The sequence below is a fragment of the Variovorax sp. 278MFTsu5.1 genome, assembly GCF_048305045.1.
Taxonomy (GTDB): domain Bacteria; phylum Pseudomonadota; class Gammaproteobacteria; order Burkholderiales; family Burkholderiaceae_C; genus Variovorax; species Variovorax guangxiensis.
Window position 1 is genome coordinate 736,575 of sequence record NZ_CP157622.1, and the last position, 16,147, is coordinate 752,721.

Annotated in this window: 8 protein-coding genes; 6 read left to right on the top strand and 2 right to left on the bottom strand. The window is 69.8% G+C overall.

Annotated features, from left to right (window positions below; all coding sequences use genetic code 11):
- Positions 1 to 19: 19 nt before the first annotated feature.
- The gene (gene ligD, locus ABL844_RS03280; RefSeq protein WP_418130469.1) at positions 20 to 2,608 is read left to right on the top strand and encodes a DNA ligase D; all 2,589 of its coding nucleotides are present in this window, start codon (positions 20 to 22) and stop codon (positions 2,606 to 2,608) included.
- Positions 2,609 to 2,644: 36 nt separating this feature from the next.
- Here ligD and ABL844_RS03285 read toward each other — a convergent pair whose 3' ends face one another.
- Complete coding sequence (locus ABL844_RS03285; protein ID WP_418130470.1) at positions 2,645 to 3,463, bottom strand: transglutaminase-like domain-containing protein; 819 nt, start codon at positions 3,461 to 3,463, stop codon at positions 2,645 to 2,647.
- A gap of 224 nt (positions 3,464 to 3,687) precedes the next feature.
- Between ABL844_RS03285 and ABL844_RS03290 the strand changes: the two genes are divergently transcribed.
- Together ABL844_RS03290 and katE are read left to right on the top strand one after the other, a co-directional pair.
- Positions 3,688 to 3,837: a hypothetical protein gene (locus ABL844_RS03290; RefSeq protein ID WP_019655668.1), complete on the top strand. Its 150-nt coding sequence runs from the start codon at positions 3,688 to 3,690 to the stop codon at positions 3,835 to 3,837.
- A gap of 58 nt (positions 3,838 to 3,895) precedes the next feature.
- Positions 3,896 to 6,097 (top strand): catalase HPII, encoded by a 2,202-nt coding sequence (gene katE, locus ABL844_RS03295; protein ID WP_418130471.1) that lies wholly within the window; start codon positions 3,896 to 3,898, stop codon positions 6,095 to 6,097.
- Between the two features lie 12 nt (positions 6,098 to 6,109).
- Here the strand turns inward: katE and ABL844_RS03300 are convergent, their stop codons facing one another.
- A complete protein-coding gene (locus ABL844_RS03300; protein WP_418130472.1) occupies positions 6,110 to 6,337 on the bottom strand; it encodes a hypothetical protein in 228 nt (75 codons plus the stop codon).
- Between the two features lie 434 nt (positions 6,338 to 6,771).
- On the opposite strand from ABL844_RS03300, the gene ABL844_RS03305 reads away from it, so the two are divergent.
- The 3 genes from ABL844_RS03305 (at position 6,772) to ABL844_RS03315 (ending at position 16,135) form a co-directional block, all read left to right on the top strand.
- Positions 6,772 to 8,826, top strand: a complete 2,055-nt coding sequence (locus tag ABL844_RS03305) for a CHAT domain-containing protein (protein WP_418130473.1) — start codon at positions 6,772 to 6,774, stop codon at positions 8,824 to 8,826.
- A gap of 1 nt (position 8,827) precedes the next feature.
- Positions 8,828 to 10,567 carry a ShlB/FhaC/HecB family hemolysin secretion/activation protein gene (locus ABL844_RS03310; RefSeq protein ID WP_418130474.1) on the top strand — a complete coding sequence of 580 codons (1,740 nt, stop codon included), beginning with the start codon at positions 8,828 to 8,830 and terminating at the stop codon, positions 10,565 to 10,567.
- Positions 10,568 to 10,729: 162 nt separating this feature from the next.
- Positions 10,730 to 16,135, top strand: coding sequence for a filamentous hemagglutinin N-terminal domain-containing protein (locus ABL844_RS03315; RefSeq protein ID WP_418130475.1), 5,406 nt, complete (start codon positions 10,730 to 10,732; stop codon positions 16,133 to 16,135).
- Positions 16,136 to 16,147 lie beyond the last annotated feature (12 nt).

Consider the following 16,147-nt stretch of genomic DNA (forward strand, 5'->3'; position numbering starts at 1 on the left):
CCGCCGAGGACCGCACGCCATGGCACGCACCCCATCCTCCTCGTCTTCGTCTTCGTCCACCGCTCGCAAGGCGCTCGCGCGCTACCACGGCAAGCGCGATTTCTCCCGCACGCCGGAGCCCAGGTCCGGTGGCCGGCGCGGCAAGGACGCGCTGGGCTTCGTCATCCAGAAGCACCACGCGAGCCACCTGCACTACGACTTCAGGCTGGAACTCGACGGCACGCTCAAGAGTTGGGCGGTGCCCAAGGGGCCGTGTCTCGATCCCGGCGTGAAGCGCATGGCGGTGCATGTCGAGGACCATCCCATCTCGTATGCCGACTTCGAGGGCACCATTCCGCCCAAGCAGTACGGCGCGGGCACCGTCATCGTCTGGGACCGCGGCGACTGGCTGCCCGACGGCGACGCGCGCAAGGCGCTGGCGGCCGGCAAGCTCAAGTTCGAGCTGCGCGGCGAGAAGCTGCATGGCCACTGGACGCTGGTGCGCATGCATGGCAAGGGCGACGAATCGCACGAGCCCTGGCTGCTCATCAAGGAGCGCGACGGCGAGGCGCGCGCGCTCGACGACTACGACGTGGTGGAGGCAGAGCCCGCGAGCGTGATCACCGGCCTCGGCGTGGACGAAGTGGGGCAGGCGCCGAGGAAGAAAGCCAAGGCGAAGACAGGAAGCAGCGCGCCGGCGAAGAACGCGGAGCCCAAAAGGAAGAAGGCGGCGCTGCCCGCCACCCTCGAACCCCAGCTCGCCACCCTCGCGTCCTCCCCGCCTTCGTCGCCCGGCGAATGGCTCTACGAGCTCAAGTTCGACGGCTACCGCCTGCTGGCGCGCATCGAGGGCAAGGGAAGAGTGCGCTGCTTCACCCGCAACGGCCACGACTGGAGCGCGAAGCTGCCCGCGCTCGTCGAGGCGCTTTCCAGGCTGCCCACCGGTTCGGCCTGGCTCGACGGCGAGATCACCGTCGACGGTCCCAATGGCGCGCCCGACTTCCAGGCGCTGCAGAACGCCTTCGACCGCGGCGCCACCTCGTCCATCGTCTACTGGCTCTTCGACGCGCCCTTCATCGACGGCGAGGACCTGCGCGACCTGCCGGTCGAGGAGCGCCGCGCGAGGCTGGCCGCGCTGCTCGGCGCAAAGCCGCCCGCGCCGCTGCGCCTGAGCGATGCCTTCGACGCCTCGCCCCGCGACCTGCTCGCGTCGTCCGCGCGCATCGGCTTCGAGGGCATCGTCGCCAAGCGCAAGGGCTCGCCATACGTGTCGCGGCGCTCGCCGGACTGGATCAAGCTCAAGAACCAGCAGCGCCAGGAATTCGTGATCGGCGGCTACACCGCGCCCAAGGGCACGCGCGCCGGCTTCGGCTCGCTGCTGCTGGGCGTGTACGACGAGGCGGGCGGCCGGCTGCGCTACTGCGGCAACGTGGGCACCGGCTTCGACGCGAACCGCCTCGCCGACATCAAGGCGAAGCTGGACAAACTGGCCACCGACGACTGCCCCTTCGAACCCGTGCCGCGCGGCGTGAAGGCGCAATGGGTCAGGCCTTCGCTGGTGGCCGAGATATCGTTCGGCGAATGGACGCGCGAACACCGCGTGCGCCAGGCCGTGTTCCAGGGCCTGCGCAGCGACAAGCCCGCGCGCGAGATACGGCGCGAGCGGCCGCAGCGGGCGCGCGTGATCGAGGCCGAGGCTGCCAGGTCGCAGCCCGCGAAGAGCCGCAGTGAAGGAAAGAGCAAGTCCATGTCCCTGAAGATCACCCACGCCGACCGCGTGATCGACAAGCACAGCGGCATCACCAAGGGCGAGCTCGCTGCCTATTACGACAGCGTGGCCAAGCTCATGCTGCCGCACCTGCGCGGCCGCCCGGTGTCGCTGGTGCGCGCGCCCGACGGTGTGGGCGGCGAGCTGTTCTTCCAGAAGCATCTGCAGGCCCGCGAGATTCCCGGCGTGAACCAGCTCGACCCCGCGCTGGACCCGGGCCACGAGCCGCTGCTGCAGATCGACACCAAGGAAGGCCTGCTCGGTGCTTCGCAGATGAACGTCATCGAGCTGCACACCTGGAACGCCACCTCCGACGACATCGGCAGGCCCGACCGCATGACCTTCGACCTCGACCCCGGCGAGGGCGTGGAATGGCCGCAGGTGCAGGAGGCCGCGATGCTGGTGCGCACGCTGCTCGACGAACTGGGCCTGCCGTCCTTCCTGAAGACCAGCGGCGGCAAGGGGCTGCACGTGGTGGTGCCGGTGCGCCGGCAGTACGACTGGGATACCGTCAAGGGCTTCTCGCAGGCCGTGGTGGCGCATCTCGCGCAGACCATTCCGGCGCGCTTCGTCGCCAAGAGCGGGCCGCGCAACCGCGTGGGCAAGGTCTTCGTCGACTACCTGCGCAACGGCTTCGGCGCGACGACAGTGAGCGCATGGTCGGCGCGCTCGCGCCCGGGGCTCGGCATATCGGTGCCGCTCGCGTGGGACGAACTGCCCTCGCTCACCGGCCCTGCGCAGTGGACCGTCGCCAACGCCGCCGAGCGCTTCGAAACCGGCAACAAGCCATGGGCCGGCATGGAGCGCAGCCGCAAGAGCCTCGCTGCCGCGATGAAGCTGCTCGGCTACGGCGGCAAGTAAGGTATTTCTCCCTCCCCCTTCCGGGGAAGGCAACGCCTACTGCAGCACTTCCTCCGTAGTCACCTCGAAGCGCTTCAGCGTGTTCGCGCCGAACACCATGGTGATCGGCACGTCCGCCGCGTCGCGTCCGCGCGCGATCACCACGCGGCCGATGCGCGGCGTGTTGTGCCGCGCGTCGAAGGTGTACCAGCGGTCGCCCAGGTAGACCTCGAACCATGCGCTGAAGTCCATCGGGTAGGGCGCGGGCGGAACGCCGATGTCGCCGAGGTAGCCCGTCACGTAGCGCGCCGGAATGTTCATCGCGCGGCACAGCGTGATCGCCAGGTGTGCGAAGTCGCGGCACACGCCCGTGCCTTCGCGCAAGCCTTCGAGCGCGGTGCGCGTGGGCCGGGCGTTTCCGTAGTCGAAGCGCAGGTGCCGGTGCACGAAGTCGCAGATCGCCTGCACGCGCGGCCAGCCCGGCGCCGCGTGCGTGAAACTGGCCCACGCGAACGCCAGCAGGTCGCTGTCGACCTCGCAGTAGCGGCTGGGCAGCACGAAGGGAAGCGTTTCCACCGGCAGGTCGGCCGCCATGTGCTGGGGCGCGTCGAAGTCCACCGGGTCGGGCTGGCCGGTGTCGTAGATGAGTGCATGGTTGCGCAGCCGCACGCTGGTCACGCCCTGCGGAACGTGCACGCGGGCGCAGCGGTTGCCGAAGCCGTCGAGGTAGTTGTCGGTGGACAACGAGGGGCTGAGCACGAGGTTCTCGCCGCCCTGCAGATCGCCTTCGCGCGAGGGGTGCACCTGCAGCATGTGGATCAGAGCCGTGGGGGCCGTCACCTCCAGTTCGATGTCGAAGCCGATTCTGATCAACATGGTCAGGCCATGGTAGGCAGCCGCACGCGCGGCTCCCACGGGCGGGACCCGCGAAGCTTCGTAGGCGGGCGCGATACGCTGTCGGCGGGCTCCTACCGCGCCCACGCGTTTTCTCCCACAGCGGGGAAAGGGGCGCCACTACGGTGCGCGCACCGCCTGAAACATAACCTTCGGATTCTTGCAAGTGAGTTCGCCAACAGAGGGGCGAAATACGGAGGGGAACCATGGAGTTTTCGACACTTTTCGACTCGTTCACCAGCACCTGGGGCGACGAGATCCTCGTATGGGGCGTGGCCGCGGTCGCAGGCTGCATCTGCCTGATCGCCCTGGTCAACGTGCTCGACATGTTCCTGGACAACGGCGAAGCGGGCTGATGAAACCCGCCTTCCTTTGCATGAACCATCAGCGATGAAAGATCCGAGCAAGTCCACGATGTCACCTCAGAACAAGGCCGCCGCGGGCCGCCGCGCCAGCGCCGTGAAGGCGGGCGCCGCCGATGCCGCCAACCCCAAGCAGCAGCAGCTCGAAGGCTTCACCGTCGAGCACCCCACGACTCTCACCACCAATCAGGGGCTGCAGCTCCCGGACAACCACAACTCGCTGAAGGCGGGCGTGCGCGGTCCCACGCTGCTCGAAGACTTCATCCTGCGCGAGAAGATCACTCACTTCGACCACGAGCGCATTCCCGAACGCGCCGTGCATGCGCGCGGCTCCGCGGCGCACGGCTTCTTCCAGGTCTACAAGTCGATGTCGCAGTTCACCTGCGCCGACTTCCTGCAGGACCCGGACGCGAAGACGCCGGTGTTCGTGCGCTTCTCCACCGTGGCGGGCTCGCGCGGCTCGGCCGACACCGTGCGCGACGTGCGCGGCTTCGCCGTCAAGTTCTATACCCGCGAGGGCAACTACGACCTGGTGGGCAACAACATCCCGGTGTTCTTCATCCAGGACGCGATCAAGTTCCCCGACCTCATCCACGCCGTCAAGCCCGAGCCGCACCACGAGATGCCGCAGGCCGCGAGCGCGCACGACACCTTCTGGGACTTCGTCTCGCTGATGCCCGAGAGCACCCACATGCTGATGTGGGCCATGAGCGACCGTGCCATCCCGCGCAGCCTTCGCATGATGGAAGGCTTCGGCGTGCACACCTTCCGCTTCATCAACAGCCGCGGCGAGAGCCACTTCGTGAAGTTCCACTGGAAGCCCAAGCTCGGCGTGCACGGGCTGGCGTGGGACGAGGCGCAGAAGATCGCCGGCAAGGACCCCGACTTCCATCGCCGCGACCTGTGGGAAGCCATCGAGAACGGCGACTTCCCCGAGTGGGAGCTCGGCGTCCAGCTCATACCGCAGGACAAGGAACACTCGCTGGGCTTCGACCTGCTCGACCCCACCAAGCTGATTCCCGAAGAGATGGTGCCGGTGCAGAAGATCGGCCGGCTGGTGCTCAACCGCAACCCCGACAACTTCTTCGCCGAGACCGAGCAGGTGGCCTTCCATCCCGGCCACCTCGTGCCGGGCATCGACTTCACCAACGACCCGCTGCTGCAGGGGCGCCTGTTCTCGTACACCGACACGCAGATATCGCGCCTGGGCGGCGCCAACTTCCACGAGCTGCCCATCAACAGGGGCGTGTGCCCCTTCCACAATTTCCAGCGCGACGGCATGCACCGCCAGACCATCGCGCGCGGCCAGGTGGCCTACGAGCCGAACACTCTGGGCAGCGGCACCGAGTTCCGGGTGGACGGCGGCAGCCACGGCTTCCAGTCCTTCCCCGAGGAGATCGACCCGCCCAAGGTGCGGCGGCGCAGCGCCTCCTTCGACGACCACTTCACGCAGGCGCGCCTGTTCTTCGAGAGCCAGAGCGCGGCCGAGAAGGAGCACATCATCGCGGCCTTCCGCTTCGAGTTGTCGAAGCTGGATGTGCCCGCCATCCGCCAGCGCATGGTCGACAACCTTGCGCACGTGGACGAGAAGCTCGCGCGCCGCGTCGCCGAGCCTCTGGGCATCGGCGAGCCCGATGCCAGGGCGGCCGCGGGGCGGGCGGGCTTCCGCGACCACCGCATGTCGCTGCCCATCGACGAGTCGCCCGCGCTGAGCATGGCCGACACCGGCGACGGCTCCATCCGCACGCGCAAGATCGCGATCCTGGTTGCCGACGGCGTCGACTCGGCCTCGCTCAAGCCGATCCGCGACGCGCTCGAGCAGGCCGGCGCGCAGTGCAAGGTGGTGGGGCCGCGCCTGGGCACCGTCGCCAGCGCATCCAGGCGGCAGATCGAGGTGGACGCGACCTTCGTCAACACGCCCTCGGTGATGTTCGACGCGGTGCTGGTGCCCGCCGGTGCCGAGGGCGCCGCGGCGCTCGCGGGCATGGGCGATGCGGTGCACTTCGTGCTTGAGGCCTACAAGCACTGCAAGGCGATCTGCACGGTGGGCGAGGGCGCACGGCTGCTGGCCACGCTGGGCATCGACGAGCAGACCTCGCCCGATGACGCGCCCGCCGGCGTGGTGGTGGCCGAAACGCCGGTCACCAACCTGGGCGACAGCACGGCCGCCTCGGGCATCGCGCAGCGCTTCGCCGCCGCCATCGCGAAGCACCGGCACTGGGACCGCGCGAACATCGACGCCGTGCCCGCCTGACCGCAATCTCGGCTAGCCGCCGCCCGCGGCCTGCTGCCGCGGCGGCCATTCGATGCGCTCGGCAGGCATCGCCGGCGGCCGGTTCTTCCAGATCTTCAGGCAGGACTTCGAGCAGCACGGCCACCAGCCGAGCGGTCCGCATTCGACAGCCTGGCCGCACCCCGCCATGCACAGGCTCGACCTGCGGCGAAGCTTGCGTGCATCGGTGGGCGGGGGCTCGGCCTCGTTGCGCCGCTTCATGCGTATGCGCGGGCGCGCGCAAGCGCCCGACCGGCCCGGCTGTGATGTGACATGGAACCTCCCTGATGCGGCCCGCTGCGTTCATGCGCGGGCTCTGAGGCGCGCATTATGTAAGCCGATGTGTATTCGCCGCGATGCCCCCCGCACCCTTTGCGGCGCGCCGTGACCGAATGCGCAGGGCAGGCCCTTCGGCTGCCTGTTAGTTCTTTAGCCCTAGACCGTATTGCGAATAGGCGCGCCTGGGGGCCGCTCCTAGACTTTCTCCCCGAGGCCTGAACGGCGCGCACTCCCGCGACGTCGATGGTCCGCCGCGGCGGGCCCACAGGGCCAGACGCGGGGGTCCAATGGCGTGGTTTTCGAGATGGGGAAGGGAGCGCCCTGCACGTCATCGTGCTGGCATCGCAGGTGCGCTCGGTCTGGCTGGCGTTCTTCTGATGGGCTGGAGCCTTCCGGCACCGGCGCAGCAGGCGACGAGCGCCGAAGCCGCCGCCAGCAAGGCGGAGCAGGCCCGCCTTGCGGACACCGACACTCTGCTGGCGCTGACCAGCGAAGGCGCGGTGCTCTACGGGCAGGACTCGGTCAAGCTCTCGGGCTATCAGTACTGCAGCCAGGCCGTCGCGCTGGCCGAGGCGGGCGAGTTCCGCCAGAGCGTGCGCGCCGCGAGCAAGGCGCTGCACCTGGCCAACGCCACCAACGATCCGAACCTGATGGCCATGGCCAACCGCGACCTGGCCATCGTCTACAGCTACTCGGGCCAGCTCGAGAAGGCCGAGGAGTTCGCACGCGAGGCTCTCAAGCATCAGGCGCGCGATCCCAAGCTGGTGGTCGGTCCGGTGCAGAAGGTGATCGGCGATGTGCGCTCGCGCCGCGGCGACTATTCGGGTGCCGTGCTCAGCTATGACGAGGCGCTGGCCAACAGCTCGCAGCGCTATGCGCCGCTGGTGCAGGCATCGCTGGTCAATGCGCTCATCGAATCGGGCGACCCCGCCCGGGCGCGCGAGGTGCTCGGCAGCATGGCGCCGCCCAAGGATGCACCGCTGACCGCGCAGCTCGACCGCACCCGCGCCCGGCTGCTGCTGGCCGAGAACAAGCCGGCCGAGGCGCGCGATGCCTACCGCGCGCTCACCGCGCGGCAGGTGGGTGCCGACACCGAGTATTACCGCCTATGGGCCTGGGACGGCGTGGCGCGCAGCGAACTCGCGCTGGGCCAGAAGCAGGCGGCCGCAGAGGCCGTGGGCCGCGCGCTGGGCGACGTGGACAAGGTCCGCGCGCGCTTTCGCAGCGAGGAATTCAAGATGGGCCTGTTCTCGGACCTGCAGACGGTGTTCGAGCGCGGCGTGTCCATCTACAGCGACGCGGGCGATGCGCGCCAGGCCTTCGAGGTGAGCGAGCACAGCCGCTCGCGCGCGCTGCTCGACGCGGTGCGCGGGCGCGCGAAGATCAACGAGCAGGCCGCCAACACCGTCGACCTCGCCACGCTGCAGCGCACGCTGGCGGCCGACGAGCGCGTGGTGCAGTTCCACTCGCTGCCCGACCGCCTCGTGGTGTGGGTGGTTGGACCGGGCAGCATCGCGGAGAAGACGGTGGCGGTGAAGCGCGACGAGCTCAACGAACTGGTCGAGACCTTCCGCAATTCCATCGTGCGCGGCCGCCGCGCCGCCATCACCAACGCTGACAAACTGGGCGCCGCGCTGCTCGGGCCGCTGGGCCTTGCGCCGGGGCAGCGGCTGGTGGTGGTGCCGCACGGGCCGCTGCACTACCTGCCGTTCCAGGCGCTGCGGCTGGACGGGCGCTACATCATCGAGACGCATCCGGTGGCCGTGGCGCCGTCGATGAGCATCGCGGTGCAGCTGGCGCAGCGCACGCCGCGCGTGAACGCATCGCTCACCGCCTTCGGCAATCCTCGCATCGAGGACAAGTACGACCTGCCCGGCGCCGAGACCGAGGTGAAGCAGCTCGCGCGGCTCTTCCCGCGCAACACGGTGTACATGGGCGCGGCCGCCACCAAGACCCAGTTCCGCGACGTGGCCGCGCGCTCGCCGCTGATGCACGTGGCGGCGCACGCCGAGGCCGACGCGGTCGATCCGCTGTATTCGCGCATCCTGCTGGCCAACGAGGGCGGCAAGCAGAACTTCCTGGAGGCGCACGAGATCCTCGGGCTGCCGATGGACGGCACCGCGCTGGTCACGCTCTCGGCCTGCGAGTCGGGCCTCGGGCGCATCGCGCAGGGCGACGAGGTGCTGGGCTTCACGCGCTCGTTCCTCTCGGCCGGCAGTTCCAGCCTGATCGCATCGCTGTGGCCGGTGTCGGACGACGCCACCGCCGTGCTCATGAGCACGCTCTACGGCGAACTCTCCAAGGGCCGCGACATCCAGAAGGCCATGCAGGCGGGGCAGCTCGCGGTGCTGAAGGATCCCAAGATGTCCCATCCCTTCTTCTGGGCGCCGTTCAACCTGATCGGCAACTGGCGTTTGACGGTGGGAGGCTGAAATGAAATCCTGCCAACGCCCCACGCCGATCACGCCGATCGCCTTCGCGGTCACGGCCCTGGTCAGCGCGACGCTGCTCGTCGCGGCCCAGCGCACGCATGCCGCCGAAGCCGACGGCAACGGCACACAGCTGCTGCCGACCAAGGACCCTTGCGGAAGCTGTGACCGCCCCATCGCGCAGGCGCCCACGGGGGCCGTCGCCCCGCAGAGCCTGCCCGCGCCGCCGCGCAACACGGGCGGCGCCGCCGGCGCGACCTTCAAGCTCAACGACCTGCGCCTCAACGGCGTGAAGGCGCTGAGCAACGAGGAGCTGCAGGCCATCACCGGCCCCTACATCGGCCGCGACGTCACGCTCTCCGACCTGGAGGAGCTCGCCAAGGCGATCACCGCGCGCTACAAGGAGCGCGGCTACTTCCTCGCGCAGGCCGTGGTGCCGGTGCAGACCGTGCGCGACGGGATCGTCGAGATCAGCGTGATCGAGGGCCGCCTGGGCAAGGTCGACGTGACCGTCGCTCCCGATGCGCCCATTGCCGAGTCGCGCGTGCGCGGCTTCCTCGCGCCGCTGCAGCCCGGCGCGGCGGTGAGCGCGCCGGACTATGAACGCGCGATGCTGCTGCTGTCGGACCAGCCGGGCATCAAGGTGTCCTCGGGCCTGCAGGAGGGCACGCAGCCCGGCACCACCGACCTCTCGGTCGAGGTGGCCGCCGCGCCGCGATGGGCCTTCACGGCCGAGGGCGACAACCACGGCACCAGGGAGTCGGGCCGCTACCGCGTGGGCGGCACGGCGCGCTGGCTCAGCCCCTTCGGCATCGGCGACAACCTCGACATGCGGCTGATGGTTTCCAACAGCAACGCGCTGCAGTTCGGCCGCATCGCCTACGAGGCGCCCATCGGCACCAGCGGGCTGCGCGCGGGCGTGGGCCTTTCGCGCGTGAGCTACGAGCTGGGCGGGCAGTTCGCCGACCTCGACGCGCGCGGGCGCGCCAACGTGCTCGACTTCTCGCTGAGCTACCCGCTGATCCGCCAGCGCCAGCAGAACCTGTTCCTGCGCCTGGGCGTGGACGTGAAGGACCTCACCGACGAGTTGCGCGCGGCCGACTTCAACTCCAAGAAGCGCGTCAACGGCCTGAGCCTGGGCTGGACCTGGGAACGCCGCGACGAGCTCCTCGGCGGCGGCTACTGGGCCAGCTCCGGCACCCTGTACCACGGCAACCTCTCCATTCGCGACCCGGAGAGCCGCGACTTCGACCGCGGCATCACCGGCCACCGCACCGAAGGCGGCTTCACCAAGCTGAGCTTCCAGTTCTCGCGCCTGCAGTCGATCGTGCCGCGCCATTCGCTGTACCTGTCGGTCGGAGGCCAGTGGGCCAGCAAGAACCTCGACGCGTCCGAGAAGCTCGCGCTCGGCGGCGCGCGCGCTGTGCGTGCCTACCCTTCCGGCGAACTGCTGGTGGACCAGGGCGTGATCGGCACCGTCGAGTGGCGCTGGTCGCTCAACGAGGAGCTCACGCCCTTCCTGTTCTACGACGCCGCGCACGGAAAGATCGTGCGCAACCCGACGCCCTATGACGGCGTCAACCGCCACAGCCTGCGCGGCTACGGCGTGGGCCTGAGCTGGTCGCGCCCGGGCAATTTCTCGATCAATGCCACGCTGGCCTGGCGCGCCGGCACGCCGCCGGCGCAGACCGACGGCGGGGGCCGCAACCCGCGCCTTTTCGTGCAGCTCATCAAGGCGTTCTGAAATGGCACTCCCCCAGGCCCCGCGCACTTCGTGTCGCTTCGCCAACCCCCTCGCCGGGGGCGACACCGGCGGCCCGGCAGAGCCGGTTCCGCGGTGTCCCGCGAATCGTCCGGGCCGGTTTCAAGCATTGCGGGTCACGCGAAAGCGTGGTGGAACACTGAAATGAAGCAACGCAACCCATCCTCGCGCGCGCAATTCCGGCGCCTGCAACTGCGGCCCATCGCGCTGTCGCTGATCTGCGCGGGCGCCGCGCCGGCCATGGCGCAGGTGCTGCCTACCGGCTTCAACTCCATTGCCGGCGGCGTCACCATGACGCAGAGCGGCAGCGTGATGAACATCAACCAGCCGTCGCTGCGCGGCATCGCCAGCTGGCAGACCTTCTCCATCGGCGCGGGCGGCACGGTCAACATCGCACAGCCGAGCACGCGCGCTGTGCTGCTCAACCGCGTGGTGGGCGATGGCATGAGCATCCAGGCCTCGCGCATCGACGGAACGCTGCGGACCTCGCTGATCGGCAACCCGAACCTGCCGGGCGGCAGCGTATTCCTCATCAACCCGAGCGGCATCGTGTTCGGCAAGGGCGCTTCGGTCAACGTGGGTGGGCTGGTGGCTTCCACGCTGGACATCGCCAACGACAACTTCATGCCCGCCGGTTCGGAGAACAAGGCCTTCGACAAGAGCGAGCAGCTGGTCTTCGCCGGCCCGGCCAACAGCCTGGCGCAGGTGCGGCTGGAGCAGGGCGCGTCGATCACCGCGGGCCCGGGCGGCACCGTGGCGCTGGTGGGCGGTTCGGTGCGCAACGACGGCGAGATCAACGTCGCGCGCGGTTCGGTGGCCCTGGTTTCGGCCAGCAAGCTCACCATGAACCTGGACTTCGACGGCGACGGCCTCACCACCTTCAAGGTGCCGCTGGACGGGCAGACCACCTTCAAGCTCGCCGACCTGCAGGCCACCGACAAGACCACCACCGCGCAACTGATGAACACCGGCAACGTCGCGGCCGACGGCGGCCGCGTGGTGCTGATGGCCGCCGCGGCCGACGTGGATGCGCGGCAGCTGGTGGTGAGCCAGACCGGCGTGATCCGTGCCCGCTCGCTGAGTTCCCGCAACGGCGAGATCGTGCTCGACGGCGGCCAGTCGGGCGCGCGCAGCAACGAGATGCTGCTGGGCGGAACCATCGACGCGAGCGGCACCGAGGCCGGCGTGGCAGGCGGATCGATCACCGCGAGCGCGGACTACGTGCGGCTGTCGGGCCTGGCGGCGGACGCCAGCGGCAGCAACGGCGGCAGCATCCAGGTGACGGGAAACGCCGCGGTGAGCATGTCTGCCGACTCGGTGCTGCGCAGCAACGCCACCGGCGCGAACGGGCAGGGCGGCACGGTGGACCTGAGCGCCGGCTATGTCCACGTTTCCGGCCAGATCCAGGCGCGCGGCGCCGGCAGCGGCGCGGGCGGCACCATCACCACCACCGCGCGGCAGGTGGAGGTGACGGAGCTCGCGCAGATCGATGCGGCCGGCGGCGCGAGCGGCGCCAACGGCAAGTGGGTGGTCGAGTCGAAGGGCACGCTCAATGTCGACAACACCGTGCCGGCCTACGAACCCGCGGACTACGGACTGAACACCGCCGACACGCGCCTGAGTTCCGTCGCCATCGGCAACGCGCTGGGCCGCGCGACCGACGTGACACTGCGCACCGGCTCCAACGACGGCGAGTCGAACGACGTGGTGTTCCAGGACGGCGCGGGCATCGTCAAGACCGAGGGGCGCGACGCGCGGCTCACGGTCGATTCGCTGCGCGACATCCAGATGTTCAGCGGCTCGTCGATCCGCTCGGAAAGCGGTGCGCTGCACGTCGACTTCAACGCCAACGCGACCGGCGGCTCCGACGGCGGCGTGATCGAACTCAACAACGCGAGCATCGCCACCAACGGCGGCAACATCCGCTTCTACGGCCAGGGCGACGCGGCCAACGGCTACGCGGTCGGCGGCATCGCGCCCACGGACGGCGGACCGAATGTCGGACGCGCGGGCGTCTCGCTGTTCGACAGCTCGCTGAACACCTGCGCGATGGCCTCCGGCAACTGCGGCGGCAGCGGCTCTATCGTGCTGCGCGGGCAAGGCACCAGCAGTTCGGCCGGCGACCCGAACTACTACGTGAGTTCGGACGGCGTGCAGGTCTCGGGCACCAGCCTGACCACCGGCGGCGGCAACATCGCCATCACCGGCGTGGGCGGCATCGGCGCGGGCGGCGTCCTGCTCGACAACACCGAAGGCAACGGCACGGTGCTGCGCACCGGCACCGGCGACGTGAGCATCACCGGCAGCTCGCGCAGCTGGACCGCCACCGATCCGGTCGCCGTGTACGGCGGTACGGTGGACTTCGTCGACAGCTCCTTCCCCGACGTGACGACGAGCAACATCGGCGGCATCTCGATGCGCAGCGCGACCATCGACTCCGGCGGGCGCGTGGCCATCGACGGCACCGGCGGCGACATGCAGGGCCTGACCGCGAACAGCGCCTTCCTGACCTCGGCATCGGCCGCCAACGGCGGTGGCGGCGTGTCCTACGCCGCGGGCAACGGCGTGACCATCTTCGGCGGCAGCATCACGGCCGGCGCGGGGCGCGACATAACGATCTCCGGCACGGCTGGGGGCAAGAGCTTCACGGTGGATGGCGCAGTCGCGACCCTCGGCGCAGACGCATCGGCGGTGGCGCTCGCGATGGAGGCCGGCGGCACCGTGCGCGCCGAGGGCGGGCGCATCGCCATCGACGGTCGCGGCGGCGACGTGCTGGTGGGGCGCGTGAACGTTCGCGACGTACCGTCGGGCACCGTCTTCGTGCCGGTGCTCGACGTGTCGAGCAGCACCGGCGCGGGCGGCACCGTCAGTCTCGCCGGGCGCAACGTGCTCGTGATCGATGCGTTCGACGACGTGACCACCATCGACGCCGGCGGCGCGGGCCAGTCCGGCACCATCGACGTGCGAGCCACCAACAGCATCGCCATCAGCGACCAGGCCAGCCTGCGCGCCGACGCGAAATCGGCCTCCGGCAATGGCGGCACGATCAACGTGATCGCCGGCGACACGCTGCGCGGCTACGGCAGCATCTCGGCGCGCGGCGGCGCGAGCGGAGGCAATGGCGGCAGCATCGAGACCTCGGCACCGCACTTCGACCTGACGGGGCTGCGCGTGGATGCGTCGGCGCCGGTGGGTACGGCGGGTACCTGGACCATCGACCCGTACAACGTCAACATCGCGCACGGCACCGCATCGGGCAGCCTCACGGGCAACCCCTTCGACCCGCTCGCCAACTCGACCATCCAGGACGGCGACATCAACAACGCACTGGACGGCGGCACCAGCGTCACGATCACGACGGGCACCGGCGGCCTCGCGACCGACGGCAACATCACCTTCGCCACCGATGCGGCCATCGTGCGCAGCAAGGGCTCGGCGCCGCTCACCTTCGAGCTCGACGCGGCGCACAACATCAGCGCCTTCAACAACAACTCGATCCAGTCCAACTCGGGTGCGCTCAACGTGGTGCTCAACGCGGGCGTGGGCGGGCAGAACGGAGCGATCTTCCTGAGCGGCGCGAAGATCGCCACCAACGGCGGCGACGTCGTGATGACGGCCGATACCAGCCCCACGGGCAACCAGGCGATCGGCATCACCAACACCACGATCGATACGCGCACCACCGCGCTGGGTGACGCGGGCCCCGGCGGCGCGGTGCAGATCACGGGCAAGCGCGGCACGCCCACTTTCTCGGGCTTCACCGCCACGGTGCAGCTGAGCGGCGCCACCATCCAGAGCAGTACTGGCGACGTGACCATCTCGGGCACGGCGCCCGGAGGCACCGGGGTGCGCATCGGCGCGAGCACCGGGCCGGGCCAGATCCTCACCACCAGCGGCGACATCTCCATCGTGGGCATCGGCAGCGGCGTGACGGACCCGAGCACTGGGCCGCTGGCCGTGCAGGCGGTCGACCTGAGCAACGTCACTGTGCGCAGCGTTGACGGCAACATCGGCATCAAGGGCCTGGTGACGCCGGGCGTTTCCAGCGACAAGTCGGGCGGCGTGCTGATAGCCAACAACGCGTTGGTCACCACGCTGGGCACCGGCGACATCGACGTGGCGGGCGAGTCGCAGGCCAACGGCACGGGCATCACGCTCGGCACCGGAGGCCGCATCGACGGCAACCGCAACGTGGTGCTGCGCGCGAGCAACGACGGCAGCACGGACGCGGTGGTGCTGACCGGCACGGTCCGCGCCGGCAGCGTGCTGAACCTGCGCCCCGGCGGTGTCGACGCCGCAGGCAACGCAGTCGACCGTACAGCCAACCCCATCACGCTGGGCGGCACCGCGGCCAACGGCTTCGCGGTGTCGGCCGACGAGTTCACGCGGCTGGACGCGCCCGCCATCGTGGCCGGCAGCAATGCGCATGCGGGCAGCATCAACGTGGTGGGCCCGCTCACCGTGCCCGGCGCGCTGACGCTGCAGAACACCGGCGGTGGAGGCGGCATCCAGCTCGGCGGCGCGCTCACGGCCGCGACCGTGGGGCTGATCTCGGGCGGGAACATCACCCAGACGGCTGCAGCACCAATTACCGCCGGCACGCTGCTGGCGCGTTCCACCGGCGGCAGCGTGCTGCTGGACCAGGCCGCGAACAACGTCAGCGCCGACACGCTCGGCGGCAGCGCGGCCGGCGCCTTCCGCTACGTGGACGTCGACACCGTCAAGCTCGGCTCGGTGAGCGTCACCGGCTACGACGCAGCGGGCAACCTGCCGCAGATCGTGTCGGCCAGCTCGATGGCGGCCGATACCGTGGCGGTGCGCACGCTCAGCGGCGACCTGCTGCTGGGCACCAACGTGAGCAGCACCGGCGGGGTCGACCTGGTGGCGGGATCGCGCTTCCAGAACACCGGCGGCTACACCATCGCCGGCGCGCCGTGGCGCGTGTGGGCCGACACCTGGGTGGGAGAAACGCGTGGAGGCCTCGCGGGCTCGGGGCTGTACCCCAACCTGTACCACTGCTCCTACTCGGGCCTGTGCGCGGTGAGCATCCCGGCGGGCGCCAACCACTTCATCTACGCGCAGCAGCCGGTGGCCACGGTGCTCATCGGCAATGCGAGCAGGCCCTTCGGCTATCCGAACCCGCTCTTCAGCTACCTCGTCACGGGGTTGATCCTGGGCGACACGGGCGCAGGCTTCTCGGGCTTCATGTTCTCGCCCGCGCTGCAGGCGAGCCCGCCGGGCGTGTATCCGATCAATGGCGCCTTCACCTCGGCCGAGGGCTATGCGGTCAACGTGGTGCCGGGCAACCTGTTCGTCAACCAGATGCCCGACCTGCCGCGCCCCGACGCGCTGCGCGACCTGCCCGCGACCTGGGTGTACGACCGCAACATCGGCCCGCCGCCGATCTGCTTCGCCACCGGCCCGCTCGACGGCGACCGCGCGACGCAGGGCGGCGACGTGCTGGCGCGCGAATGGTCGCGCGTGCGCTCGCGGCCCAACCTGTCGAGCTGCGTCGATACCGAGAAGCGCAACGGCTGCGCCGATTTCTGACGCAGCGCGCCG

What these genes read in the sequence shown, in the direction of transcription:
- ligD (WP_418130469.1), top strand. Translation starts at nt 20, where the DNA reads ATGGCACGCACCCCATCCTCCTCGTCTTCGTCTTCGTCCACCGCTCGC.
- ABL844_RS03285 (WP_418130470.1), bottom strand. Translation starts at nt 3,463, where the DNA reads ATGTTGATCAGAATCGGCTTCGACATCGAACTGGAGGTGACGGCCCCC.
- ABL844_RS03290 (WP_019655668.1), top strand. Translation starts at nt 3,688, where the DNA reads ATGGAGTTTTCGACACTTTTCGACTCGTTCACCAGCACCTGGGGCGAC.
- katE (WP_418130471.1), top strand. Translation starts at nt 3,896, where the DNA reads ATGTCACCTCAGAACAAGGCCGCCGCGGGCCGCCGCGCCAGCGCCGTG.
- ABL844_RS03300 (WP_418130472.1), bottom strand. Translation starts at nt 6,337, where the DNA reads ATGAAGCGGCGCAACGAGGCCGAGCCCCCGCCCACCGATGCACGCAAG.
- ABL844_RS03305 (WP_418130473.1), top strand. Translation starts at nt 6,772, where the DNA reads ATGGGCTGGAGCCTTCCGGCACCGGCGCAGCAGGCGACGAGCGCCGAA.
- ABL844_RS03310 (WP_418130474.1), top strand. Translation starts at nt 8,828, where the DNA reads ATGAAATCCTGCCAACGCCCCACGCCGATCACGCCGATCGCCTTCGCG.
- ABL844_RS03315 (WP_418130475.1), top strand. Translation starts at nt 10,730, where the DNA reads ATGAAGCAACGCAACCCATCCTCGCGCGCGCAATTCCGGCGCCTGCAA.